The sequence below is a fragment of the Ulvibacter sp. 2305UL32-6 genome (assembly GCF_058148545.1).
The window spans coordinates 450,456-475,520 of record NZ_JBYVKA010000002.1; the positions used below are offsets into that span (position 1 = coordinate 450,456).

The 25,065-nt window shown below is 38.6% G+C and carries 27 protein-coding genes and 1 riboswitch; of the genes, 10 read left to right on the forward strand and 17 right to left on the reverse strand.

What is annotated here, in order from left to right:
- Positions 1 to 59: 59 nt before the first annotated feature.
- The 4 genes from ACY2RU_RS07875 to nadC are packed head-to-tail and all read right to left on the reverse strand — an operon-like array spanning position 60 to position 2,910.
- A complete protein-coding gene (locus ACY2RU_RS07875) occupies positions 60 to 491 on the reverse strand; it encodes a DUF2147 domain-containing protein (RefSeq protein ID WP_490137890.1) in 432 nt (143 codons plus the stop codon).
- Between the two features lie 3 nt (positions 492 to 494).
- The gene (locus ACY2RU_RS07880; protein ID WP_490137891.1) at positions 495 to 1,058 is read right to left on the reverse strand and encodes a chalcone isomerase family protein; all 564 of its coding nucleotides are present in this window, start codon (positions 1,056 to 1,058) and stop codon (positions 495 to 497) included.
- 17 nt (positions 1,059 to 1,075) lie between these two features.
- The gene (locus ACY2RU_RS07885) at positions 1,076 to 2,053 is read right to left on the reverse strand and encodes a YihY/virulence factor BrkB family protein (RefSeq protein WP_490137892.1); all 978 of its coding nucleotides are present in this window, start codon (positions 2,051 to 2,053) and stop codon (positions 1,076 to 1,078) included.
- The gene (gene nadC / locus ACY2RU_RS07890; protein ID WP_490137893.1) at positions 2,053 to 2,910 is read right to left on the reverse strand and encodes a carboxylating nicotinate-nucleotide diphosphorylase; all 858 of its coding nucleotides are present in this window, start codon (positions 2,908 to 2,910) and stop codon (positions 2,053 to 2,055) included. Before nadC ends, ACY2RU_RS07885 begins: the two co-directional genes overlap by 1 nt.
- A 148-nt stretch (positions 2,911 to 3,058) precedes the next feature.
- Between nadC and rlmH the strand changes: the two genes are divergently transcribed.
- Complete coding sequence (gene rlmH / locus ACY2RU_RS07895) at positions 3,059 to 3,532, forward strand: 23S rRNA (pseudouridine(1915)-N(3))-methyltransferase RlmH (RefSeq protein ID WP_490137894.1); 474 nt, start codon at positions 3,059 to 3,061, stop codon at positions 3,530 to 3,532.
- Between the two features lie 30 nt (positions 3,533 to 3,562).
- Here the strand turns inward: rlmH and ACY2RU_RS07900 are convergent, their stop codons facing one another.
- The 8 genes from ACY2RU_RS07900 to ACY2RU_RS07935 form a co-directional block, all read right to left on the reverse strand.
- Positions 3,563 to 4,075, reverse strand: a complete 513-nt coding sequence (locus tag ACY2RU_RS07900) for a hypothetical protein (RefSeq protein WP_490137895.1) — start codon at positions 4,073 to 4,075, stop codon at positions 3,563 to 3,565.
- A gap of 76 nt (positions 4,076 to 4,151) precedes the next feature.
- Complete coding sequence (locus ACY2RU_RS07905; protein WP_490137896.1) at positions 4,152 to 4,460, reverse strand: DUF6122 family protein; 309 nt, start codon at positions 4,458 to 4,460, stop codon at positions 4,152 to 4,154.
- The gene (locus tag ACY2RU_RS07910; RefSeq protein WP_490137897.1) at positions 4,460 to 5,812 is read right to left on the reverse strand and encodes an aldehyde dehydrogenase; all 1,353 of its coding nucleotides are present in this window, start codon (positions 5,810 to 5,812) and stop codon (positions 4,460 to 4,462) included. Before ACY2RU_RS07910 ends, ACY2RU_RS07905 begins: the two co-directional genes overlap by 1 nt.
- Positions 5,813 to 5,901: 89 nt before the next feature.
- Positions 5,902 to 6,678 (reverse strand): carboxypeptidase-like regulatory domain-containing protein, encoded by a 777-nt coding sequence (locus ACY2RU_RS07915; RefSeq protein ID WP_490137898.1) that lies wholly within the window; start codon positions 6,676 to 6,678, stop codon positions 5,902 to 5,904.
- A gap of 102 nt (positions 6,679 to 6,780) precedes the next feature.
- The gene (locus ACY2RU_RS07920) at positions 6,781 to 8,601 is read right to left on the reverse strand and encodes a DEAD/DEAH box helicase (protein WP_490137899.1); all 1,821 of its coding nucleotides are present in this window, start codon (positions 8,599 to 8,601) and stop codon (positions 6,781 to 6,783) included.
- 312 nt (positions 8,602 to 8,913) lie between these two features.
- The gene (locus ACY2RU_RS07925; RefSeq protein ID WP_490137900.1) at positions 8,914 to 9,489 is read right to left on the reverse strand and encodes a non-canonical purine NTP diphosphatase; all 576 of its coding nucleotides are present in this window, start codon (positions 9,487 to 9,489) and stop codon (positions 8,914 to 8,916) included.
- Positions 9,490 to 9,657: 168 nt separating this feature from the next.
- Entirely contained in the window at positions 9,658 to 10,032 is a 375-nt protein-coding gene (locus ACY2RU_RS07930) for a VOC family protein (protein ID WP_490137901.1), read from the reverse strand.
- Positions 10,022 to 10,699, reverse strand: coding sequence for a TrmH family RNA methyltransferase (locus tag ACY2RU_RS07935; protein WP_490137902.1), 678 nt, complete (start codon positions 10,697 to 10,699; stop codon positions 10,022 to 10,024). Before ACY2RU_RS07935 ends, ACY2RU_RS07930 begins: the two co-directional genes overlap by 11 nt.
- Before the next feature lie 212 nt (positions 10,700 to 10,911).
- Between ACY2RU_RS07935 and ACY2RU_RS07940 the strand changes: the two genes are divergently transcribed.
- The 3 genes from ACY2RU_RS07940 to purB are packed head-to-tail and all read left to right on the forward strand — an operon-like array spanning position 10,912 to position 13,598.
- Positions 10,912 to 11,583 carry an SIR2 family NAD-dependent protein deacylase gene (locus tag ACY2RU_RS07940; RefSeq protein ID WP_490137903.1) on the forward strand — a complete coding sequence of 224 codons (672 nt, stop codon included), beginning with the start codon at positions 10,912 to 10,914 and terminating at the stop codon, positions 11,581 to 11,583.
- Between the two features lie 50 nt (positions 11,584 to 11,633).
- Positions 11,634 to 12,215: an adenylosuccinate lyase gene (locus tag ACY2RU_RS07945; RefSeq protein WP_490137904.1), complete on the forward strand. Its 582-nt coding sequence runs from the start codon at positions 11,634 to 11,636 to the stop codon at positions 12,213 to 12,215.
- Between the two features lie 39 nt (positions 12,216 to 12,254).
- Positions 12,255 to 13,598 carry an adenylosuccinate lyase gene (purB, locus tag ACY2RU_RS07950; RefSeq protein WP_490137905.1) on the forward strand — a complete coding sequence of 448 codons (1,344 nt, stop codon included), beginning with the start codon at positions 12,255 to 12,257 and terminating at the stop codon, positions 13,596 to 13,598.
- Positions 13,599 to 14,313: 715 nt separating this feature from the next.
- Here the strand turns inward: purB and ACY2RU_RS07955 are convergent.
- From ACY2RU_RS07955 to ACY2RU_RS07970, 4 genes are read right to left on the reverse strand one after another with little or no spacing between them, the layout of a single operon-like run.
- Complete coding sequence (locus ACY2RU_RS07955; protein WP_490137906.1) at positions 14,314 to 14,895, reverse strand: DUF4252 domain-containing protein; 582 nt, start codon at positions 14,893 to 14,895, stop codon at positions 14,314 to 14,316.
- Positions 14,896 to 14,897: 2 nt separating this feature from the next.
- Entirely contained in the window at positions 14,898 to 15,434 is a 537-nt protein-coding gene (locus ACY2RU_RS07960; RefSeq protein ID WP_490137907.1) for a DUF4252 domain-containing protein, read from the reverse strand.
- A gap of 16 nt (positions 15,435 to 15,450) precedes the next feature.
- Positions 15,451 to 15,888: a PG0215 family putative anti-sigma factor gene (locus tag ACY2RU_RS07965; RefSeq protein WP_490137908.1), complete on the reverse strand. Its 438-nt coding sequence runs from the start codon at positions 15,886 to 15,888 to the stop codon at positions 15,451 to 15,453.
- On the reverse strand, positions 15,875 to 16,381 hold the full coding sequence (locus ACY2RU_RS07970; protein WP_490138280.1) for an RNA polymerase sigma factor: 507 nt from the start codon (positions 16,379 to 16,381) through the stop codon (positions 15,875 to 15,877). Before ACY2RU_RS07970 ends, ACY2RU_RS07965 begins: the two co-directional genes overlap by 14 nt.
- Before the next feature lie 157 nt (positions 16,382 to 16,538).
- On the opposite strand from ACY2RU_RS07970, the gene ACY2RU_RS07975 reads away from it, so the two are divergent.
- A complete protein-coding gene (locus tag ACY2RU_RS07975; RefSeq protein WP_490137909.1) occupies positions 16,539 to 17,939 on the forward strand; it encodes a S41 family peptidase in 1,401 nt (466 codons plus the stop codon).
- Here the strand turns inward: ACY2RU_RS07975 and ACY2RU_RS07980 are convergent.
- A complete protein-coding gene (locus tag ACY2RU_RS07980; RefSeq protein ID WP_490137910.1) occupies positions 17,936 to 19,852 on the reverse strand; it encodes a TonB-dependent receptor plug domain-containing protein in 1,917 nt (638 codons plus the stop codon). The two genes, ACY2RU_RS07975 and ACY2RU_RS07980, sit on opposite strands and share 4 nt — an antisense overlap.
- Before the next feature lie 117 nt (positions 19,853 to 19,969).
- A riboswitch (cobalamin riboswitch) is annotated at positions 19,970 to 20,159 on the reverse strand.
- 179 nt (positions 20,160 to 20,338) lie between these two features.
- Here ACY2RU_RS07980 and ACY2RU_RS07985 point away from each other — a divergent pair.
- From ACY2RU_RS07985 to ACY2RU_RS08005, 5 genes are all read left to right on the forward strand, one after another.
- Positions 20,339 to 21,469: an ABC transporter substrate-binding protein gene (locus tag ACY2RU_RS07985; RefSeq protein ID WP_490137911.1), complete on the forward strand. Its 1,131-nt coding sequence runs from the start codon at positions 20,339 to 20,341 to the stop codon at positions 21,467 to 21,469.
- Positions 21,469 to 22,500 (forward strand): FecCD family ABC transporter permease, encoded by a 1,032-nt coding sequence (locus ACY2RU_RS07990; protein ID WP_490137912.1) that lies wholly within the window; start codon positions 21,469 to 21,471, stop codon positions 22,498 to 22,500. The genes ACY2RU_RS07985 and ACY2RU_RS07990 overlap by 1 nt, the downstream gene beginning before the upstream one ends.
- Positions 22,500 to 23,294 carry an ABC transporter ATP-binding protein gene (locus tag ACY2RU_RS07995; RefSeq protein WP_490137913.1) on the forward strand — a complete coding sequence of 265 codons (795 nt, stop codon included), beginning with the start codon at positions 22,500 to 22,502 and terminating at the stop codon, positions 23,292 to 23,294. Before ACY2RU_RS07990 ends, ACY2RU_RS07995 begins: the two co-directional genes overlap by 1 nt.
- 216 nt (positions 23,295 to 23,510) lie before the next feature.
- Positions 23,511 to 24,836: a DNA recombination protein RmuC gene (locus ACY2RU_RS08000; RefSeq protein WP_490137914.1), complete on the forward strand. Its 1,326-nt coding sequence runs from the start codon at positions 23,511 to 23,513 to the stop codon at positions 24,834 to 24,836.
- Positions 24,823 to 25,065: a hypothetical protein gene (locus ACY2RU_RS08005; protein WP_490137915.1), complete on the forward strand. Its 243-nt coding sequence runs from the start codon at positions 24,823 to 24,825 to the stop codon at positions 25,063 to 25,065. Before ACY2RU_RS08000 ends, ACY2RU_RS08005 begins: the two co-directional genes overlap by 14 nt.

Genomic DNA, 25,065 nt, shown 5'->3' on the forward strand with positions numbered 1-25,065 from the left:
AAAAATAGAAAAGGCTGTCCAATTAACGAACAGCCTTTGCTTTAATTTATGAACAAACCTTAGTCGGCTCGATACCAGTATTGTGTTCTTCCTAACAAGGAAAAACCAAGATAGCCTCGAACCTTCAATTTATTAGGTTCTTCGAGTGCAATATAACATTTGTATACCTTTCCGCTTTCAGGATCTAAGACCCGTCCATCGGTATATTCATCTCCGTCTTTAGATAGATCTTTAATAAAAACGAGGCCGATAATAGGCACATTAGCGTCATCACCCGGACAGTTCTGGCAGGTTGCATTTTTGGGTGCATTGGGGTCGAGTAATTTCAAGATCTTTCCGTAGGCCATACCGTCCTTTTTAAAGATCTCAACAATCGATTTTTCAACACCAGTTTTGTCGTCAATGGTCTTCCATGTTCCGAAGACATCTTGCGCTGTTACATTTCCGAAGAAAGCCAACGCAAACAAAAAACTTGTGATAGATTTTATCATTTTTTATTTTCCTAACATGGCTTTTTTAAGCTTGTTATCTGCTGGATCGCTACCTAACCAAATTCCGAATAAAGCCTTTTTAAACGCCATTCCCTGAATAGTTCCAAGCTCTTTTCCATTTTTATAAGCAACAACACCTTTGCCTTCTTGATGTGTAATATCAAAAATATTTCCTTCGGTGATCTCTTCGCTAAAAAATGTGATAAACTTGTCGATCTCTGTTTTTAAAGGAGCCATATTACCATCTGTAGAAGCTTCGAAACCGTCTAAAACAGCCTCACTCATCGCGTCACTTGACACAAAACTAGAAGTAATGACCAATTTGATTGCCATATTACCTGTTCCATTAATGATCGCTTTAGCATCACTTGACTTGCTCGGCAGGTATAATCCGCCTGAGTACAACTTTAAAACCATCGCCTTTTTACGAATTCCTGCACCATTAAGCATAAGTTCAGCTCCTCCAAAATTAACTGTATTTGGCAAAGTAACTTCGCCAACTTGGGTTTGAGCTGTCGCAAGATTCATACTTACTAAGGCCACAAAAATCATGAGTATTTTTTTCATCTGTTGGGTTTATTTAATTAATTATTATGTTCGTTATTCATTTTATCTTTTAATCGTTGCAGCGATACGTTTAATTCAAAACCCAGCAACAATAAGTTTGAATTTATCCAAATATAAAACATCATGATCAAAATAGCACCTAACGAACCATAGAGTTCGTTATAAGTTGAAAAATTATTGATATACACTCCAAAAAAGTAGGTGGTCAATAAAAACAACAAGGTTGTGACTAAAGCACCTGGTGAGAAGAAACGTGAGCTTCTACCTTCTTTTGTACCAAAGTAATAGAGTGTCGCAACAGCTAAATAAATCAGACTAATAAAGACCGTAATTTGTAGGGTTTTGATCCAAAACAGATCGTTACTTATATAATCGTACCCCTTAAATGTATTGATAGCATATTCACCATACAATATCACTCCTACCGTAACAAGCAACAACAATGCCAAAACAATGGAAACTCCCAAGGCAGCAAAATATTGGCGGAAGAACGTACGGTTTATCGTTACATGTACCGAATACTCAAAAGCGCTAAAAATAGAATTCACTCCGTTGGCCGCTAAAAAAACAGATAAAATTATTACAAAGGAAAGCAATCCGCCTCTTGGATTTACAGCAATATCAGCAATTACTGGATAAAACAGATCTGAGGTTTGCGCGGGTAATAAGGATTCAATAAAAATTAAAAAACGTGTTTGAAAGCCTTCAACTGGTATATACGGGATCAAGTTTAGAATAAATAGAAGAAACGGGAATAAAGCAACAAAAAAACTATAAGCTACTGAACTCGCTCTGGAAGAAAAAGTTCCTTCTATAATACCATTGATATAAATGGTCAATAGATCATGGAGCGATAATCCTTTAAACCCGGGGATGACAATACGTTTGCTTAGGTTTACAAAAAAAGCCCAAAGCGGGACCAGCGTTCGATTATAAAGTTTGGTGACCCACAAGAGCACTTTACTTTTTGATTTCGCCGAATTCTCGTCCGTCATTAAACAGCTTTTAAACTAAGGTCCATATTATAGACCGAATGCGTTAATGCACCGCTACTAATATAGTCTACACCACATTCAGCATATTTTCTGGCAGTTTCTAAGGTGATTCCTCCACTTGATTCTGTTAGGCAGGTATCGCCTATGAGCGCAACGGCTTTACGGGTATCTTCGTAATTAAAATTATCGATAAGTATACGATAAACACCTTTCGACTGCAAAATCTCCTCAATTTCGGCAAGATCACGAGCTTCGACAATAATTTTAAGGTCGAGATTGTGATCTTTAAGATATTCTTTGGTTTGTGCGATGGCCTTTGTAATTCCTCCGCAGAAATCGATATGGTTATCTTTAAGCATGATCATATCATACAACGCAAATCGGTGATTTTCTCCCCCACCAATCTTTACCGCCCATTTTTCAAGCGCTCTGATCCCTGGAGTTGTCTTTCTGGTGTCCAAGATCTTTGTACCAGTACCTTCAAGTAATTTTACATAGGCATTGGTCTTTGTGGCAATCGCACTCATACGTTGCATGGCGTTTAAAACCAGGCGTTCACTTTTTAAAATGGACTGAGAGTTTCCTGAAACGTAATAAACGATATCACCGTACTTCACTGGAGATCCGTCAGGTATTTTGATGTCCATTTTTAATCCCGGATCTACAAAATCGAATACCAGTCTAGCAAATTCAACACCAGCAATAATACCCTCATCTTTTACCAAAAGTTTAGCCATTCCTTGTGCGTCATAAGGAATACAGGCCAACGAACTATGATCGCCATCACCCACATCTTCGCGGATAGCATTCGCAATTATCAAATCCACTTCTTTATTGAATCTTTTATCTGAAATCATGGCAAATCAATTTTTAGCTAATTTATAAAAACCGTAGCAGTATGCCGCGCACCTTATGAGATTTTTAGCACGATAACTATTCAATGGTCATGTAAAAATTTATTCGGTTATTAAAGCTTTAATTACCTTTACAAATAATACGCGCAACATGAAGATCACACTTTTGGCCATTGGCAAAACCGACAGCAAACAGCTAAAACAGCTAATCGACGACTATACAAAGCGCCTTGGTCATTATGTTTCTTTTACTGCCGAAATTATTCCAGATCTAAAAAAAGTGAAACATCTTTCGGAAGCGCAACAAAAACAGGCTGAAGGTGATGAAATTTTAAAAAAATTGCAGGCCAGCGACGTGCTTATTTTACTGGATGAAAACGGAAAAAGCTATGATTCGGTTGGATTTAGCGGATTTCTTCAGAAGAAAATGAATAGCGGACTCAAAAACCTTGTCTTTGTTATTGGCGGATCCTACGGTTTTAGCGATGACATCTACAAACGTGCTAACGGAAAAATTGCCCTTTCGGCAATGACATTTTCACACCAGATGGTTCGTCTATTTTTTATTGAGCAATTATATCGTGGCTTTACCATTCTTCGGAACGAGCCCTATCACCATAGATAAACCTATCGCTTTAGCAAGAAATAGTCGTAACTATTCGATGCGGATCTTTTTGTAATCCGACTTCTTTGCGAAGAGAAAGCGATACGAATTTACACCTTCAAAATTAGGTGGAATAGTGACCTCAATGATCTGTCCTCCTTTTCGGTAAATCTTTACAATATTGCCTTCGCGGGTTTTTGAATCGATCAACTTAAATTTTAAACTTGCAATTTGACTTAAGAAAGATTCGTAGTAGATCTTATCGCGAAAATAAATTTCAATAGCACTTGAATCGTCCACTTCAGAATAATAATACGTACTAAAATATACGGCAGTATCTTTCATCGGATCGAACTTCGGACGATCGAATACAAACTTTGCATTTCCGTAATTCTTTTCAGTTTCATCGGTCGCTAAGTAGAAATGCCAATTATTAGAAGTCATATATTCTTGAACTTCGCCAAGACTTTGATCACATAGATCGATAAGCTTTGTGCTGGTTAGTCCTTGCGCAATTGAGAGGCTGCTAATCAAGAAAACGGTTAGTATAAGTACTTTCTTCATAATCATTTTTGATTCTTCAATATTACTATTTATTGTCAATATACGCAACTGAGGTTTCAACAAGCGTACCAAAGTTTTACATGAGGGAACAATCCAGGAAGTCGGTTGCCATATGTAAGAGCAATCCGATGGCTACAATTCTGGTTTTCTTCGGAAGTAATAAAAGCAAATATACAGCGATAGCATAATATGAATGTAACGGATGAAACCCAACACTACAGCGGTCTGCCATAAACACAGGATTAGCAATGAGATGATCAAGATCAACCAACATGGTCGCTAATAGAATTAGATAAGCTTTTACCCAATAATCTCGAAAGAAAAACCATGCTATAAATGCTGGGAATAGAAGATGCAGGCTGTAATGAATGATTGTTTGAAACATTATAAATATTTCAAAATTTTCTTTTTCCATTTTGTATATGGAGAAAATTTAATGGGTAATTCGAACCAGGTAGGTTTATCTAAGATGCTTTTAAAATGACTAAACGTTTTAAATCCTGCTTCGCCGTGATAGCTCCCAATACCACTGTTCCCTACTCCACCAAAAGGCAGATTTGGGTTGCTAAAGTGCATTACGGCATCATTGATGGCGCCGCCGCCAAAAGATAACTCATTGAGTAATTTACGTTTTTGCTTGTTACTAGAAGTAAAAACATAGCACGATAATGGCTTAGGTAATCGTCGAACTTGTTCAATGGCTGCATCTATTGAAGTGTACGATATAACAGGTAAAATAGGTCCAAAGATCTCTTCCTGCATAACCTTATCATTAAAAGTAACGTTCTTTAATAATGTAGGTTGAATATACCGCTTTGTCTTATCTTTTTTTCCTCCATACACCAAGTCGCCCGAATCTAACAGCTTTTCTAAACGTTCAAAATGCTGGTCACTAATAATTTGCACATAATTTTCATTGTCGAAATGATATTTTGCACTTTCGATCTCTTTTTGGGCATATGCTATAAATTCTGCTTCTATCTTGGCATCTATCATTACATAATCTGGAGCAATACAAGTTTGCCCCGCATTTAAGAACTTAGACCAGATAAGCCTTTTTGCAGTCATTTTCAGATTACAATTGGCTGTTACAAAGGCTGGACTTTTTCCGCCCAATTCAAGTGTCACAGGTGTCATGTGCTTTGCTGCTGCTTGATAAACAATCTTTCCTACTTTGGTACTTCCGGTAAAGAATATTTTATCAAATTCTTGTGCTAGCAATTCGGTTGTTTCAGGAACACCCCCTTCAATTACCTTTAAAAAAGATGGATCGAAATTTTCATTGATCAGTTTGCCAAGTAGTTTAGAGGTTTCCGAAGCGATCTCACTAGGCTTAATTATGGCTGTATTGCCAGCTGCTATAGCTGCAACCACTGGCCCTAATGTAAGTAGATACGGATAATTCCAAGCACCAATAATCAAACAGACACCAAGTGGTTCGGGAATGATATAACTAGAAGCTGGAAAATTTGGGATGTTTGTAGGAACCTTGTGTTTTTTTGCCCAACGTCCTAAATGGTGTTTGGCTTCGCTGATATCTTTAAAAAGAATTCCTAATTCGGTAAGATGGGTTTCAACAGCAGATTTCTTGAAATCGGCGTAGATTGCTTTATTTAGTGAACTAAGATTGTCTTTAAGCACTTTTTCGAGGCGCTTAAGCTCGTTAAGTCGAAAGGAGATCTCTTTTGTAGCGTTCGTGTTAAAGAAGGTTCTTTGTGTATCTATATATTTTTTCATTGGGAAGCACTTAAACTATAAAAATAGAATATGAAGCTGGCTTTTAATTGATGTTAACCAATTTTTAGCATTTCCGAAGAAAAAAAAATCTACTTTTTCCTATTCAGTACGCGATACTCTTCATAACATTCGCTGATCGCATCGAGAATTTGCAAATCGTTTGCGGTTCGAATAAAGTCTTTAGAATAGCTACACTTATTGAGAATTTCGTCAATATCGACGCGCTCCAATTGTAGTACGGCCATCAATGTTTCACGATCGTATTTAGATTGCAATAAGGTTCTGATCTCGTCATCTTCTTTCATCTTACGCAATTTCCTCATTTGTTGAGGCTTTGTGCCAAAGACATTGTATAGAAAATCGGCTGGATTAAAGATTGCATTAAGCACTTTGGTTACAGCGCCGGGCGAGGTGCTTCCACCCTCATATCCTGTGCTCAAACCTGAAATTCTATAGCGATAGTTATCATAAATAGGGATGGTTTTGGCATCCACTTCAACATAACCGGTCAACTGTACTGGTCGTACCACAACTTCTTCAAGCGCAATCCCCAATTCGGTCATTTTGATCTTGATATCGCCAAATTTTAGCCAGTCGTTATTCACACGAACACGAATAGATTTAAAACCTAAGTAGCTAAAATACAAGGTATCGTTAACAGTTGCCCGAATTTTAAACTCCCCCTTTTCATTAGAGGTAGCCCCAATTACACTGTTTAGATTTACAATGTTCACATTCTCCAAAGGTTTGTTATTTGCATCATTCAGTACAGTTCCCTCAATAATTGGAGGTTGCGCGATTGATTCCTGAGACCAGGCACCCATAGAGCAAAGTATTAGAGAAACAAGGAGAATTATTTTTTTCATAATAAGTACATCATAAATATACGATATAGACGATAAGTTTACGGTAAAATTTCGTCCGACTTCAAATTAATGTTGAAAAAATAAAATCGGACTTATACCAAACTAGTCACGTTTTCGGCGTCTACCACCAGTACCACCAGCATTAGGCTTCGCTTTTCCGCGACGCTTCCCGCTAAATTTTGATTTGCTGTCATCGCTTCCGCCATAACCACCACGTTTTTTAAATCCGCCTCGGTTTCCGCCACGATCTGAAGATTCGTCACGTCCTCTTCCTCGTCCGCGTCCGCGATCTCTTCCACCGCCTCCACCGCTTCGTCCGCCGCGACCTCCGCGATCTGTTGAGATTTCAATATTGATCTTACGACCTTCTAATTCAAAATCAGCAAAAACAGACATCACAACCTCTTGATGTTTTTTATCAGTATTAAAGAATGAAAAAGTATCCTTAACATCTACTTTATATACATCGTCTTTATCTAAACTTAATACATCACGTAAAAAGTCTTTTAAACTCATCCAGTCGAAGTCGTCTTTACCTCCAATGTTCAGAAAGTAACGTACGCTATCAACATCTTCGGTATAACTAGTTGGATCACCAGCTGAGCTATTAAGGTCTTTCGCTTTTTTATAATAATTGTAAAAACGAGTAAACTCTACTGAAAATACCTTTTTTATCAATTCTTCTTTACTGAAAGATTCCAGTACTTCATTGATATTTGGCAAATAAGCATCAATATCGTGATTGATCTCAGTTTCTTTAATATTGTTAGCCAAATGAATTAATTGGCGCTCACAAATTTCCATTCCTGACGGAATTTCCTTTTTAACAAAACTCTTTTGAATGATCTTTTCAATACTTCTGATCTTTCTAACTTCACTTTTAGAAACGATCACCATAGAAATTCCATCTTTCCCCGCACGACCAGTACGACCACTACGGTGAGTGTATGTTTCGATCTCATCGGGAAGCTGGTAATTAATTACGTGAGTAATATCATCCACATCAATTCCACGTGCAGCAACATCAGTCGCTACAAGCATCTGTATTTGGCGTTTTCTAAAAGAATTCATCACCATATCACGTTGATTCTGACTTAGATCTCCGTGAAGCGCACCTGCGTTGTAACCATCATTAATTAATTGCTCAGCAACTTTTTGTGTATCGCGTTTCGTTCTACAAAACACAACCGAAAAGATATCGGGATTGGCATCTGCCAGACGTTTTAGCGCGGCATAGCGATCTCGAGTATTTACGTGGTAATATTCATGAGTCACATTTTCGGCACTCACGTTTTTTGAACCTACAGTCACCTCAACAGGATCATGCATAAATTTCTTAGCAATACTTGACACTTCTTTAGGCATAGTTGCACTAAAGAGCCACGTACTTTTTTCTTCTGGTGAATGCGAAAGAATCTCAGTAATATCTTCGTAGAAGCCCATATTCAGCATCTCATCAGCCTCATCGAGAACACAATATTCAATTTTTGAAATATCGATCATACGACGACCGATCATATCTTTCATACGACCTGGTGTCGCTACTATGATCTGAGCTCCTTTTTTTATCTGTCTAGCTTGATCAGAAATACTGGCGCCACCATAAATAGCAACTACATTAAGCCCTTTCATGTACTTACCATATTGATTCATCTCATTGGTGATCTGCATACACAGTTCACGTGTTGGAGAAAGAATAAGGCCTTGAGTTGTACGACTTTCGACGTCAATTTTTTGAAGCATCGGAAAGCCAAAAGCGGCTGTTTTACCGGTACCTGTTTGAGCTAAAGAAACCAAGTCGGTATCTTGCTCTAAAAGAATTGGGATTGCTTTTTCTTGTACTTCAGAAGGTTTTTCAAAACCTAAATCTGTGATAGCCTTTAGTAAATTTTCGTTAAGGCCTAACGATTGAAATGTAGACATAAATCTGTTTAAAATGTTTATTTGTGTTGTCTTGAAGCGATAACAAATAAACCACAGCTTCTACAACACCCCTCACCCTGAGGATCTTCGGTTTCTGAATTCTTCAGATTACGAAGCGGCAAAAGTACATCTTTATTTAGGAATATGAGTCAACAAGCTGTTATTTGTGATATTGTTGGGAAATGGCAGTACAAAAAACTTGCTATATATCTTAAAATGAGGTAATTAAAATAACGCGTTGCGTATGTAAATTAAAAAATCATCCATAGTCCATCATCCATATTCCATATTCCACCTTCCCTCTCGATTTCGCTACGCTTTAGACAGAAATTCAATAAGCTGCCTCATTGCCTTTCCTCGATGACCGACTGTGTTTTTTTCTTCGGAAGTCATCTGGGCAAATGTCTTATGGTGATCCTTCGGCATAAAGATAGGATCATAGCCAAAACCTTTTTCGCCTTGGCGATCTTCGGTGATTTTTCCTTCACAAATACCTGTAAATAGGAATTCCGAAGTACCCTGAAGCAAGGCTATAACCGTTTTAAAATGTGCTGATCTATCCCGTTTTCCTTCCAAATTTGTAAGAAGCTTGCTCATATTAGCTTCGGCGTTATTTTCTGGCCCCGCATATCGAGCACTAAAAACACCAGGTTCATTATTTAAAACAGCTACCTCTAAACCAGTATCATCGGCAAAACAATCGTAGCCGTAATGCTCTTTCACGTAACGCGCCTTTAATAAGGCATTCCCTTCAATGGTGGCTTCAGTTTCAGGAATGTCTTCACGACAATCAATATCGTTTAGACTTAAGACTTCAAAATGCTTAGGAAGTATAGATTGAACTTCTTTTAGCTTATTCTGATTATGGGTAGCAAAAACGAGTTTCATGGTTTTAGAATGATTGAATGATTGAATGATTGAATGATTGAATGATTGAATGATTGAATGATTGAATGAAAATAAACTATTCGCCTAAGGAATTTATAAATGAATTTTGGTACACGAAGGTGAAGTTTTAAATTTCAAATTCGATTTTACCGTCGATCACCAGATTTTTTATTTCCGCGAATGCAAAGCGATCCTATTGCCTTCCGAATCAATAATAACTGCCATAAAGCCATGTTCGGGTGAGATTTGCGTTTTTCCTTGGCGTACCGTTCCCCCAGCTGCATCTACCCGATCTAACTCAATTTGTACGTCTTCCGAAGAAAAATACACCAAACTACCTTTTTCGCTTGGAATATAAGCTTCATTCTTAATAAGACTCCCGCTTGCACCAGGCGCATCTACTGCATTTGGAAACCATCCCATGACAACACCTCCAAAATCCTGAACAGCGATCTTACTATTGAATACGCTTTCATAAAAGGCTACGGCTCGCTCCATGTTGGTCACAGGAATTTCAAACCAGCCTACCATATTAGTTTTCATTTACTCTTTTTTTATCGTTAAAGCGCTCAATAATTTCATCAGCACTTTTGATGGTTTTCTTTGCCCAATTTAACTCAAGTGCCATTTTTTCTTCTTCGGAAAGTTGCCAGGCAACATCGCTTGCTTTTAGGCGCGTGACCAATTCCTGTAAAATAATAGCTGCTGAAACTGAAATATTAAAACTTTCAGTAAATCCGTACATAGGGATCTTTAAATATCCATCTGCCGCTTGCATGGCTTCCTCGCTTAATCCGTCACGTTCTGTTCCGAAGAAAAACGCTGCTTTTTGACTTACATCAAAATCTTGTAACAACTGTGAATCGTTGTGCGGTGTGGTCGCAATAATTTGGAACCCTTGATCTTTTAGTTCAGAAATACATTCCTTTACAGAACGGTGCCGTTTAACATCAACCCACTTTTGGGCACCCATAGCGATCTCCCGATCCATTTTCTTCCCTAAACGCTCTTCGATGACATGAAGATCCTGTATTCCGAAAATATCACAACTTCGCATCACCGCACTTGTATTATGCAACTGATAAACATCTTCGGTAACCACCGTAAAATGACGGGTTCGTTCAGCAAGTACTTTTTTAAAGAGCGAGCTACGCCTTTCGGTCAAGTACGTTTTCAAATGCGAAAGTAAGGCTGGGTCTGTCTGTTTCATCTTTGCGAAGATAAAAAGATTCGGGATATGTTGGGTGTGGGATGCTAAGTACTGGATATTCTCTCCGACGAGTGATGTACAAACTAGAGGAAGACACAAACTACATGTTGGGTGCTCTTTAAAAATTCTTCCAGATTCTAATTTTTATATTCTATTTACTGACTTCTTCCTCTTTGTCAAATAATAATTACTTTTATTGCAAAAGGAAAACTATGAAGATTGTCGTTTTAACCGGCGCTGGGATAAGTGCTGAAAGCGGACTCAAAACATTTCGGGATAGCAACGGACTCTGGGAGGGGCATGATGTTATGCAAGTAGCAACTCCCGAAGGCTTCCAAAATGATCCTGCCTTGGTTCTCGAATTCTATAATCAACGTCGAAGGCAATTACTTAAGGTGTTACCCAATTTAGCACACACAGCTTTAGCTGAATTAGAATCAGCACATGATGTGACTATTGTTACGCAAAATGTAGATGACCTGCACGAGCGCGCCGGAAGCACCTCCGTAATACATCTACACGGTGAGTTGTTAAAAGTTAGAAGTTCCAAGAATGAGAGCTATATTCTGGATTGGAAAACTGACGTACGCATTGGTGATCTTTGTCCGAATGGCCATCAACTTCGTCCGCATATCGTTTGGTTTGGTGAGGCGGTACCTATGCTCGATCTTGCCATTGACCATGTGGAAAAAGCAGATGCACTTATTATTGTTGGAACCTCTATGCAGGTTTATCCGGCGGCTGGTTTGATGCAATATGTGTCAAATAATGCGCCTATTTACTTTGTTGACCCTAAGCCTTCAATTGATTCATCAAACCGAATCACCGTACTCGCCGACAATGCAACCGTTGGTATTCCGAAGGTTATTAAAATGCTAACCTAATTTTTAAGGTTTAGGCATTCATCTTTAAAAATTGCTAATTGTAATCTGATTTGGAGACACTTTACGAAAAATTAAACAATATCAAAGCCTACCGGCAAACACGGTTGGATGTTGCACGCTGGGTGTTAGACCGACCCGAAACGATCGACGAGTTGTTGTCTTTTTGCTTTGAAGTAGATGCTGAAATTTCATATAAAGCAACATGGATACTTGAATTCGTGTGCATTGAAAAGCTCGAATTGCTATACCCGAGGTTAGATCTCTTTTTTAAAAATCTTCCAAAAGTATATCGCGATCAGGCGTTGCGCCCCCTGGCAAAGATCTGTGAAATGCTCACCAAGGCTTATTACAAAGAAAAGAATGTGTCGGCACTTCAATTTTTAAATTCTTCACATAAAGAGCAGATGACATCACTTTGCTTTGATTGGCTCATCACAGATCAAAAAGTTGCTGCAAAGGTTTACGCCATGACCGCATTGTATTTTTTAGGAACAGAATACAAATGGATTCATCCCGAACTTGAATCAATCATAAAGCAAAATATCTATAATGCTATGCCCGCCTACAAAGCACGTGGAAAATATGTGCTAAAACAGTTAGCAAAAACGCAAGCCTCAAAACGTAAAAAATAGGAACACTTCCCTATCTTTGCGTTTTTCTAAATTATAGATATGTCGATTCACGCACTACAAGCTATTTCTCCTATTGATGGTCGCTACGCAGCAAAAACAGCGCCTTTAGTTCCTTTTTTTTCTGAAGAGGCCCTCATTCGTTATCGCGTATTGGTAGAGGTCGAGTACTTTATTGCGTTGGTCGAATTACCACTTCCGCAGCTTAAAGATTTTAATAAAGATCATTTTGAAGCGCTTCGGAAATTATATACCGAATTCACTACGGAAGATGCGCAACAGATCAAAGACACCGAAAAGGTGACGAATCACGACGTAAAAGCTGTTGAATACTTTATCAAAGAGAAATTTGACGGTCTCGGATTACAGAAATACAAGGAGTTTATACACTTCGGACTCACATCACAAGATATCAATAATACGGCGATCCCTTTATCATTAAAAGATGCCATGAACGAAGTTTATGTGCCGCAATTCTTTGCCGTAAGAGATAAATTAAAGTCGTTAGCCCAAGAATGGGCCGATATTCCTATGCTTGCGCGTACACATGGTCAACCCGCTTCTCCTACTCGATTGGGGAAAGAGATCAATGTATTTGTAGTTCGTTTGGAAGAGCAATTTGATCTATTGAACAACATAAAAAGTGCTGCGAAATTTGGCGGAGCCACAGGAAACTTTAACGCACACAAAGTTGCATATCCTGCAATAGATTGGAAAAAATTTGGTGGCGAATTTGTTCAGCAAACCTTAGGTTTGCACCACTCGTTCCCAACCACGCAAATTGAGCATTACGATCATATGGCGGCCTTGTTTGATTGCCTTAAACGCATCAACAATATTCTAATTGATCTAGACCGTGACATATGGACCTATGTTTCTATGGACTATTTTAAACAAAAGATCAAAGCGGGAGAAATTGGTTCTTCGGCTATGCCACATAAAGTAAACCCAATAGATTTTGAAAATAGTGAAGGTAATTTAGGCATTGCAAATGCAGTGTTTGAACATCTTTCGGCAAAATTACCTATTAGCCGTTTGCAACGTGATCTAACAGATAGTACAGTGCTTCGAAATGTAGGTGTTCCGCTTGGACACACACTCATTGCTTTTGCCAGCACTTTAAAAGGACTAGATAAACTATTATTAAATGCTTCAAAATTTGCAGAAGATCTAGAAAATAACTGGGCTGTTGTAGCTGAAGCTATCCAGACTATTCTACGTCGGGAGGCATATCCTAATCCGTATGAAGCTTTAAAGGGTTTGACCCGCACAAACGAAGCAATTAACAGAGAGTCAATAGCTAATTTTATAGAAACCTTAGACGTTTCCGAAGATATCAAGAAAGAACTTCGCGCTATCACTCCTTCTAATTACACCGGTATTTAAAACAAGTAAAATCAAAAGGCTCCTTGATAAATCAAAGAGCCTTCTTCTATATTGCCTATCCTAGCGACTCTAGGGTCTCTGGCAGTGGGGTTTCCGTGCTATACAAATATAGAGTAAAAAACATCTCAAACAATACGTAACGCACTGACAAACAGCGGTTTTCGACTATAAGCAATGCTTTTTCGCCAAAATACAAGAATAATAATCTTTAGGGGGAAATATCTGAGAACTACATAAGCCATTTCAACAGTAATAATAGAAAGAGGATCAGTGATAATTAATTGGTTATCAAATTTGCACCCCAAATAAGTTGTTAGTCACAACTGATCTCAATTGATCATGTCTGGGAATAAACTGTCTATATTTTAAGATTGTGAGAATCAAAAAAGCCCCGAAATTTCTTTCAGGGCAAAACGCTTATAACCTATCTCTGAGGAAGAGGTCTCTGGCTATTTGGGGAATGATTCTTTACCTTAGTTTCATGGGGCTCATAAACAATCACTCGGTTAGCGTTCGATAAAGTTACATCATCTTTAGAACATTTGAAAATGCCTTGTTAGCGTTTTCAATAAAATACAATATGGAAATATAAGTCCATAAAAAAAGCTTCAGCGGGGAAACTGAAGCTTTGATTTAGTCATTTAACCTATCTTGATGGTTACAAGGTCTCTGGCTAAAGAAGTAAATATAAAATTATTTTTTAATTAGGCAATAGTTATTCAGCCAATTCAAATTTTACACTTTCATCTTTTGGTAGATCCAGAAGATTCCCAAGGCTTTTTAAACTTGAAACATCAATATCTCCTTTGTCAATTCCTTTCATCAACTTAAGCATATCTTCAGGTCTCATATTATCGCCCAACAATCGGAATACAGCAAAACCCATTTCATTATCGCTCGCAAAAACGATGAGTTCATCAATGGCTTCTTCTTCTCCAAGGTACTTAAGCGTAGCGCCTCGAGAGTTAGAACCATACTTCATCAAGGTTTTATACTTTTCTTGCGAAAGCACATCGATAGCATTCTGTTTTTCGATCTCGTATTCAGCCATATTATCATCCGTTAATGGAAAGGCAACTACATTGATCTTCTTAACAGTGTTAAGGATGTTTTTTTCTTCTTCAGAAAAATCATTTCCTTCAGCCTTCAAGAGACTTGTTGCTAGGTCTATCTTTACAAAGTTATTGTCATCTTGCTTTTCAACCAGATACTTTTGTAAAGACTTGTCGTTACTACAACTTGTGAGTGCCATTGCGGCCATCACAGTTGCAATTATATATTTAAGAACAACGCTCATGGTTATTGCTTTTTATTTCCAACATTCTTAAGAGCATCGCCCCCAGGAACATTTAAATCCTTTGTAAGTTTAGAGATCTTTTTAAGATCGATATTTCCGGTAATGCTCATAATCACAGTCATGTTTTTACCATCAACATCACCTTGAAGGTGCATTAACAGCTCACTTACAAAGTTCTCATTTTTACCTTCCTTTGAATAGAATTTAATATTGTTTCCGTCATCCTTAACCCGCATCAATTCAGCAAGTCCTTTAGATTTAGAGATATACGAAGCGACAGCACTATTCATTCTTCCTGCCACTACCGGGTTTTCTGTGGTGTAGATCTTAATATTTTCAAGATTATCTACAAGTTCCATATATTCCTTTACTTCTGGATCATCAGATTCAAGGTCGATCTTGCTCAATAATTTGAACATATTCTTTGTAACGACCACAGAGGATACGTCTTTGTCATTTTCAAAAGCATCAAATGCATTTTGAGCCGAAGCGACCATTGGCGCTACTATAAATACGAGTAATAAAGCTAATTTTTTCATTATAATTGTGTTTAGATTATTTTAAAATTTTGTTTGTTGTTTTTGTAAATTGATTGATTAGACGCAACTCTTCTGCGCCCTTGTTAAAATTCTGAGACAATAAACGCATTGCGTCTTTGCTTTCTTCAAAAGCCGCTAATGCTTCTTGCTCTTCTTGGGTAAATGATGGTTGATTGAACATGTAATTACCAAGGCCAATGGCAAGTACAAATGAAGCGGCAATACCATACCACCAAATCCGAACGTTCTTCGATTTGCTCATAGGTAATTTCACCTCTTTTTTAGAAACCTCTTGCTTAGCAATATCTAAACCAATAAATAACGGTCTATACATCTCTAAATGGGGAGCTACATCTTCTTCAGAAAAATACGTGCGCAATGTACTTTCTTCTAGCAAAGTGGTATTTCCTTCAAAATAAGCCTCTAAAAGTTGTTCAATTTTAGCTAATTCCATAATTGTATTGTTTCAATAATTGTTCTCTTACTGTTTTGCGTGCTCGTGATAAACTCACTCGCACTGCTGTTTCATTACTATCTAGCATTTCAGCGATTTCTTTGAATTCATATTGTTCAACATCGCGCAATTGTAAAATGATACGTTGTTGCTCTGGTAATGATTCCATTAATTTAAAAACCATTGAAACACCATCGTTAGCCTCAATCTGCTTTTGTAAATTATCGCTGTTATGATAATTACTATGCACGATTTTTAAATTAGAGGCCTGCTTCGATTTTAGCCGATCTAAACAATAATTCTTCGTCATTGTCATAGCAAATGCCTCCGGGTTCTTATAATCTTTGATCTTTTCTTTTCCTTTCCACAATTTCAAAAAAACTTCCTGTACAGCATCCTCAGCTTCATCTGTTGAAACCAGTATTCGTCTAGCAAGTCTGTACAACTTGTCTTTTAACGGCAGTACCATGGCTGTAAATTCTGTCTGCTTCATCATGCTATCCCTACGGGATCTTTTTGGTGGTTGAAAGGTTCAAATTAAGCGCCTTCTATTAGTACGACGAACCACCCTATTTTTTGTTACAATTTATTTTAAGTTCGCAATAATGTCCCTAAATTAGGAGTTTAGAAGATATATCCAATTCCACACAATGAAAAAAAAGCTACTTATAGTCCTTATCGCCATAGCAGCAGTCTGCCAATCTTGTTTTGAAGATCTTGACGACAATCAAACCCTCGCCTCCAATCTTGATATCCAAAACTTTATTTATCGCGGACTCAATTACTATTATCTCTATAAAGCTGATACGGCTGAACTTGCAGATGATGCATTTGACACACAGGATGAACTCAATAATTTTTTAGACAATTATAATTCACCCGAAGATCTGTTTGCTTATCTCAAATCTGACACCGATCGCTTCAGCATTCTCGTAGATGATTATGTGGCTTTAGAAAATGCACTCGACGGAACTACTGTCAACAATGGAATGGAATACGGACTCGTACGCTATCCAGAACAAGACGGACGGGTATTTGGTTATGTACGCTATGTTTTACCAAATTCGTCGGCCTCCGATGGCGGATTAAGTCGCGGGGATATATTTAATACCATAGATGGTACCCAAATCGACGAAAACAATTTTACCGATTTGCTAAACCCCACTTCTTACACCATTGGTCTTGCCACCTTTGATGGTACAACCATAATCCCAACAGGTGAAGATGTAAATCTTATTAAAGAAGAGATCACAGAAAACCCAGTTCAAACCGTTCGTACCTTGAACGTACAAGGTCAAGCCATCGGTTATTTACACTATACTGGTTTTGTACAGGACTTTGACAGTCAGTTGAACAGTGCTTTTGCGCAGTTTAAAGGAGATGGTGTAACCGATCTTATTTTAGATATGCGCTACAATGGAGGTGGATCTGTTGAGACTGCAGTTGATCTAGCCGGAATGATCACGGGACAATTCAACGGACAAGTATTCTATTCGGAACAATGGAACGCCGACAGACAAGATCAATTTGCCGAAAACGGCTTGTTTGATGGTTCGATTAGTAATGGGCAAGCACTCAATAGCTTAAATTTAAATCGTGTTTTTGTAATCACTTCCTCGCGAACTGCATCTGCAAGTGAATTGATCATCAACGGACTCACACCTTACATCGATGTTATTCAAGTGGGCGATTTTACTACGGGTAAATATCAAGCCTCTTTCCTTCTCTATGATTCACCAGATTTTAGACGCTCAGGTGCTAATATAGGACACACCTACGCGATGCTCCCCTTGGTTTTCAAGACAGCAAACAAGAATGGTGAAACCGATTTTGACGAAGGTTTACCACCAGATATAACGATCAACGAAGATTATGCCAATTTGGGCACTTTAGGTGATGTGAATGAGCCTTTATTGGCTGCTGCACTGAATGAGATCTTTCCAGGACCTCAGCCAGTACAACAGACAACTTCTTTGGAACAAATTTCAGATAGCAAAACGCATGCTCCCCTAGACGGAATCATGATCGCTACACCTTCAATAAATAATTAGAGGCTCAAACGAAATCCAATTCTCGCATTTCTTCCTGTGGTTTGATAACGATACAATTCTTCGTATTCTGAATCTAGCAGGTTAGAAATACTTGCAAATACCTCAAGATTTTTTGACACGTTTGTTCCGAAGGAAAGTCCGAGTAAATTATAGCTCTCCAAAGCGATGGTTTCGTTTTCAAAAGTTTCAGAATTAAAGAAAGAATCGTCACGCTCCCCTACATATTGAAAAGTCAATCCAAGATTCGTAGCCTTTCCGAAGGTATAGGCAGCACGTACATTTGCCTTATGCTCTGGAATTCGCAATGAAAATCGGTCGTCGGGCGTAGTGTTGGTATAATTTGCTGTAAGCATTAATTTTTTGGCGATGGTCGTAGCCACTTCCACTTCAATTCCGCTTGCGGTAAATTCATCACCCACATTTTGGTATTCGTAAAGAAACAGATCTGGATCAACAGTCACAAAATCTACAAAGTTATTTTCGTTTCTTCGGAAGTAAACAACGCTTGCTCGTAACGGCGATTGGTTCGAAAATTCTAACCCTGCTTCAATCGTTGTATTTTCTTCTGGCTCCAACTCGGCATTACCGTAAATTGGGTCGTACAATTGAAACAATGAAGGCGTAATATAAGCCGTGCTATACGAAGCCAATACCTTTAAAGTGTTTTTTCCGAAGTCAAAATTATACGACGGATTTAAATTATAAACCACATGCGTACCATAATCACTATGGTTATTTAATCGGCCACCAGCATTAATTGTGAGTCCGAATTTTGAAGTATACACCACATTTACATACGGATCGATACTTGAGTACTTCGCGTTTTCCTCATCAACTTGTTGCTCGAAATCATTTGCTCCAAAAGGAATTGAAAAGGAATTGAACTTGGCATTTACATACTGCAAACCAACCAAAGCGGTAATTGATTCACTGAAATTATAGGTTAGATAATTGTCTAATGTATAGTTTTTCGCATCGTATTTAGCTGGATACGACGATTCGATCTCACGTTCTAACCACGTATAACTATCGTTAAAAACATAGACTCCTTTTTTATATTTCCACTGAAAATTTCCGCCCGTTCTAATTTGGCGACTCACAGATCGATTGTTGGCATCCACATAACTAAAGTCATCAAAACCAGTCTTGAATTTATCTAAACTCACAAACTGACTAATTTGAATGTCTTCGGAAATATGCACCCCGAGATTAAGGCGCGTATTGAAGGTGTTATAATCATCTGCATCAAAAGCTTCTACTCCTTCGGGCGCTGCTACAGCCGACAACCCGTCGATATAACGCTGTCCAAAATCGGCTTTATAAAAGAACTTGTTTAATGTCCCGTATATCGAAGCTGCATTGGTGAATTCGGCAATTTGATACTTTTTGTCTTCCGTTTCCGAAGAACTATTGCTCCCTACACTTGAAGTAAAAGTAGCCGCAATGGGTTGTTTCGATTCAGGCTTGGTCGTTAAACTAATGACTGCAGTTCCCGCTCCCGAACCATACAAGACGCTAGACGCACCTTTAATGATCTCGATCTTGGAAAGTGAACTTGCGGCCACCAAACGAAGGTCATATTCGTTGTTGATACTAGACGGATCGGTTAACGGCACCCCATCAACCAAAATAACGACTTGACGGCTATTTCCGCCACGCGCAAAATAGCTCAAGTTCTGTCCGGCGTTACTTCGCGAACCATTGATCTCAATACCTGAAACCTCATTGATAAGCGTTGCAACATCAACGCCTGGACTGTTTTGAAGGGTTTCTTCTGAAATGGTGGTGATCACTTTTCCACTTTCCTTACGCGGACGTTGGATTTTGGAGTCAATAAATACCGAATCGAGTTGTGATACGGTTTGTGTTTCTTGAGCGCTGGTAAGAGCGGCAGTTGCAAGAAATACGAGCATACATAGGTTTTGTTTCATTTTTACCAATTATTGCTCGGGAAAAGATACGTAGGGCTCATGGTCGCTCAAAATATGAGCTTCCATAGGCTTTAGTGTCTCAAACTTTTATCCCGAAAGTTAGACTTGTGAAAATGGGCAGGTCTCCTGGCTTGTCGTTGTGTACCTTCCCATCCTATTATGTAAAGGACAGTGGTTTTGAAGTTTCACACTCCGCTGAGGCGGAGGACTTACAGTTGCGGGAACAGCTTCGGCATTAAACCGAATTCCCTTTTAAGAGTGATTACTCACCAAAATTCGAGTGCGAAAGTAGGACAAAATTTTAATCGAAACTAAATTCTATACATAAAATGCTAGTCTTTACTTTATGCATGTCTGAGATTTGCGATAGAAGTATTTTGGAACTTAGATCGCTTCAATTTTCAAGAAAAATCAATAATGAAATAGGCAATCGTTTAGTGTTACAAACAAATAATCTTATTTTTGGGCATGAATAAAATTATCCTTGCTTTTATTGTGATCATTTGCTTTGGCTGTAAAGAAACTCCCAAAACTCCCATTGTAGAAAATAAAGTACCTAAAGAAGGTATTCGTTATGCCAAAGGGTTTACGCTTGAAAAAATGGGCGAGCACACCGTGATCAATATTAGTAATCCGTGGCCGGGTGCAGACAAAACCTTTCGTTATATTCTAGTAAAAGACAAGGCAAATTTTGTTACTCAATATGCTTTTGATGCTATCGTGGAAGTTCCTATAAAAAATATGATCGTTACGTCAACCACCCATATCCCGTCTTTAGAACAATTAGGCGTGCTCGAAACGCTCAAGGGATTTCCTAACTTAGATTACATCTCTTCTGAAGCCACCCGCAAGCTCATTTCCGAAGAAAAGATAAAAGAAATTGGTAAAAATGAAGATCTCAATACCGAGGTGCTTATCGAACTTGCGCCTGATGCCGTGGTGGGTTTTGCGGTAGATGGAAACAACGACACCTTTAGCACCTTACGCAAGGCCCGAATTCCTGTGCTTTACAATAGCGATTGGACCGAAACTCATCCGTTGGGAAAGGCCGAATGGATCAAGTTCTTTGGTGCGCTCTATGGAAAAGAAAAGGAAGCCGATAGTTTATTTAATCGTGTAGAAGCGGCATATTTGGAAGCAAAAGCCATTGCCGCCAAAGCATCAAAAAAACCAACTGTTTTAAGTGGTGCCATGTATAAAGACGTTTGGTATCTTCCGCAAGGAAATAGCTGGGCCGCGCAATTTATTGCTGATGCGAATGGTGATTACTTATGGCATGAAAGTCAAGGTACGGGAAGTTTATCTCTCAACTTAGAGGCTGTTTTGGATCAAGGAAGAACGGCTGAGTTTTGGATCGGTCCGGGTCAATTTAGTAGTTTGTCACAATTAAAAGAGACCCATTCGGTCTACCAGCAATTTGATGCTTTTAAAAATCAAAATGTCTTTAGCTTTACTAATAAAATAGGTGAAACGGGTGGTGTTCTTTATTATGAACTTGCTCCCAATCGCCCAGATATTGTGCTAAAGGACATCATTAAAATTTTACATCCTACCCTCCTTCCCGAACACGAATTGTACTTTTTTTCTAAATTAAAGTAATGGAAACGAGCCAGACATATCGCGGCTATTTTATAGGTCTTACAGGACTTTTGGTCGTGCTATTTTTGATCAATATGAGCTTAGGTTCGGTGGCTATTCCTTTTAAAGATGTGTTGGCGAGTCTTTTTACAACTAATATCTCCAAGGAGAGCTGGCACTATATTATTATAGATTACCGCTTACCCAAAGCGCTCACAGCCATTATGGCGGGTGGTGGTTTGGCTGTTTCAGGACTATTGATGCAAACGCTATTTCGGAACCCACTTGCGGGTCCGTTTGTATTAGGCTTAAGTAGTGGTGCCAGTTTGGGTGTTGCAATTTTGATCTTAGGCGCTGGTGTTTTTGGTGGTTTCTTCGGAAGTGTACTATTAAGCGAATGGAGCTTGGTGATCGCTTCGGCATTAGGTAGTTTTCTAGTATTACTAGCTGTACTCGCAGTCACCTTCCGAATAAAAGACACCATGGCTATTTTGATCATCGGACTCATGTTTGGAAGTGTCACGGGAGCTGTGGTGGCCGTTTTATCGTATTTCAGCAATGCCGAACAATTACAGCAGTTTATTTTTTGGTCCTTCGGAAGTTTAGGAAATCAATCGTGGTATGGCGTGTTTATTTTAGCACTTTGTTTTGGTTTAGGAATTGTACTCAGTTTGGCAAGCAGCAAAGCATTAAATGGTTTGCTACTTGGCGAAAATTACGCCAAAAGTATGGGCTTGCGGATCAAACGAACCACTTTAATGATCATTGTTGCCACAAGTATTTTGGCGGGAAGCATCACAGCCTTTGCGGGACCGATCGCTTTTGTTGGGCTCGCGGTCCCGCACATCACACGACAATTTTTTAAAACATCCAATCATCTCATATTACTTCCTGCCGTACTACTTTGCGGAAGTATTTTAATGTTGATATGTGACACTGTAGCGCAATTACCCTTTAGCGAATACACCTTACCTATTAACGCTATTACCTCCTTGGTTGGTGCTCCCGTGGTGATATGGTTATTAGTTCGAAAACGAAAATTATTGTTTTAATGACTTCGGAAATGGAACATATCGTTTTAAGAGCCAATGCATTATCGATTGGATATGCAACGAAGAAAAATCGCAATTTGATCGCCGAATCAATAGATCTTGCCCTTCCGAAGGGAAATTTAATTGGACTCGTAGGTGCTAACGGTATTGGGAAATCTACGTTATTGCGGACCTTAGCAGGTATGCAAGCACCGTTGCAAGGTTCTATATCGCTTTTAAATCGAGATTTATTAGATTACGCGCCCATGGAGTTAGCGTCCAAATTAAGTGTTGTGCTTACTGAAACGCCTGCTTCTCAGAATTTAACGGTAAGCGAATTGGTCTCTCTTGGAAGACAACCCTATACCAATTGGATGGGAAAACTCACTTCGGAAGATCTTTTGGCTATTTCACACGCCTTAGAAATTACCGACACAAAAAAACTGGCGGAACGAAAGTGTTTTGAATTGAGCGATGGTCAACGACAGCGGGTGTATATCGCTCGTGCTTTGGCTCAAGATACACCTATCATTATTTTGGATGAGCCCACAACCCATCTTGATCTATATCATCGCGCCTATGTTTTAAAATTATTAAAACGACTCGCTTCCGAAGAAAAGAAAACCATCCTTTTTTCTACACACGAAGTCGATCTGGCCATTCAACTATCAGATCAAATGATCGTCATGACGCCGCAGGCTACCTATATCGATGATCCGTGTAAATTGATTGAAGCAGGTTGTTTTGAAAGTCTTTTTCCGAAAGAGATCATTCAATTTGACAAAAATAACGGTCGGTTTACGATTAAACCTTAAGCCTTCTACGGAAATAGAACTTTTTATACGCCAAGCCAAGAAGACGTAACCTTTAGCTTTTATTAAATTTAAATGAGCTATTTAATTTTTCATATTGTTGGAAATGCGCATTGAGCTCCATCATCAAACTCTCAGCACCCAACATCCAACTTCTTCCCCGCTTCTTTCTTCTTTTGAAATCGAACTTACTATCTTTACGCTTTACATCACAATACAATGAACGAAACAATCCTTTTTCTCCTTCTGGCTGCATTTTGCATCCTCGTTGGTGCCTTTCTAGGTAACCTTTTCGCACGTCTTAAACACAAAAGTGAGAATAGTAAGCTGGAGGAACGCTTAGCACAGGCGGCAGATCAAACGGAGCGTTTGAATGAGCAGTTTGAACGAACCATTCAGGAACGTGAGCAAATTCGAAGTGAAAAAGATTTTCTAAACGGTGAACTTATTAAACGTAATGCAGAGTTTGACAATGTTGAAAATAAGCTACGTGAGCAAAAACAGGAGGTTGAAAAATTGCAGGAAAAATTTACAATAGAATTTGAAAATTTAGCAAACAAGATCCTAGATAGTAAAAGCGAAAAATTCACCAAACAGAACAAAGAGAATATTGATGGTATTCTAAAGCCGCTTCAAGAAAAAATCGAAAAATTTGAAAAAAAGGTAGACGATAGTCATAAAGAAAGTATCGATAGACACGCCATGCTTCGTCAGCAGATCATTGGTCTAAAAGAACTCAACGAGCAAATGAGCAAAGAGGCCACCAACCTTACAAAGGCACTCAAAGGAGATTCAAAAATTCAAGGAAATTGGGGCGAATTGGTGCTAGAGCGAGTACTTGAAAAAAGCGGCCTCGAAAAAGATCGTGAATATTTTGTTCAAAATAGTTTTACCACAGATGAGGGTCGCCGCGTATTGCCTGATGTTGTACTACACTTGCCAGATAACAAACGGATGATCATTGACTCTAAAGTTTCGTTGGTGGCATACGAGCGCTTTGTTAATGAAGACGATGATGATTTGCGTGGGCAACATTTAAAAGAGCATATAGCCTCCCTTAGAAAACATATTGACCAATTAAGTGCAAAGAACTATCAAGATATCTATCAAATTGAAAGTCCCGATTTTGTGCTTCTTTTCGTTCCTATTGAACCAGCTTTCGCTATAGCGATCAATCAGGATAACAATATTTACAATTCGGCTTTTGAAAAGAATATTGTGATCGTTACACCAACTACACTACTCGCTACACTTCGTACTATTGACAGTATGTGGAATAATGAGAAGCAGCAGCAAAATGCCCTAGAAATTGCCATACAAGCTGGAGCGCTTTATGATTCATTTACCAATTTAACCGACGAACTTATTAAAGTTGGAAAACAAATTGGAACGGTTCAGGGAAGTTATGAAAATGCCATGAAAAAACTTACCGGAAAAGGTAATCTAGTACGGCGTGTGGAGCGTTTAAAGAAACTGGGAGCGAAAGCAAGTAAAACTATAGACGAAAAACTTCTTAAGCGAGCCGAGGAAGATGAAACTGATTAAGCTTTTAGAATTAATTTGGGCTGCAATTCAAATTTTGATATTGGTAGTTCTAGGTATAGGCGTTCTAGGAGGTGGAATTTATGAAGTAATAATATCGCAAACCGAAACCTTTGAAAAAGAATATCAGACAGGTATGCATCTAGGATTAGGCATTCTTTTTATCATTGTTGGCTTACCGGTTGCTTGGGCGTGTTTAGTACACATCGTTACTATCTACCGAAACTATTGA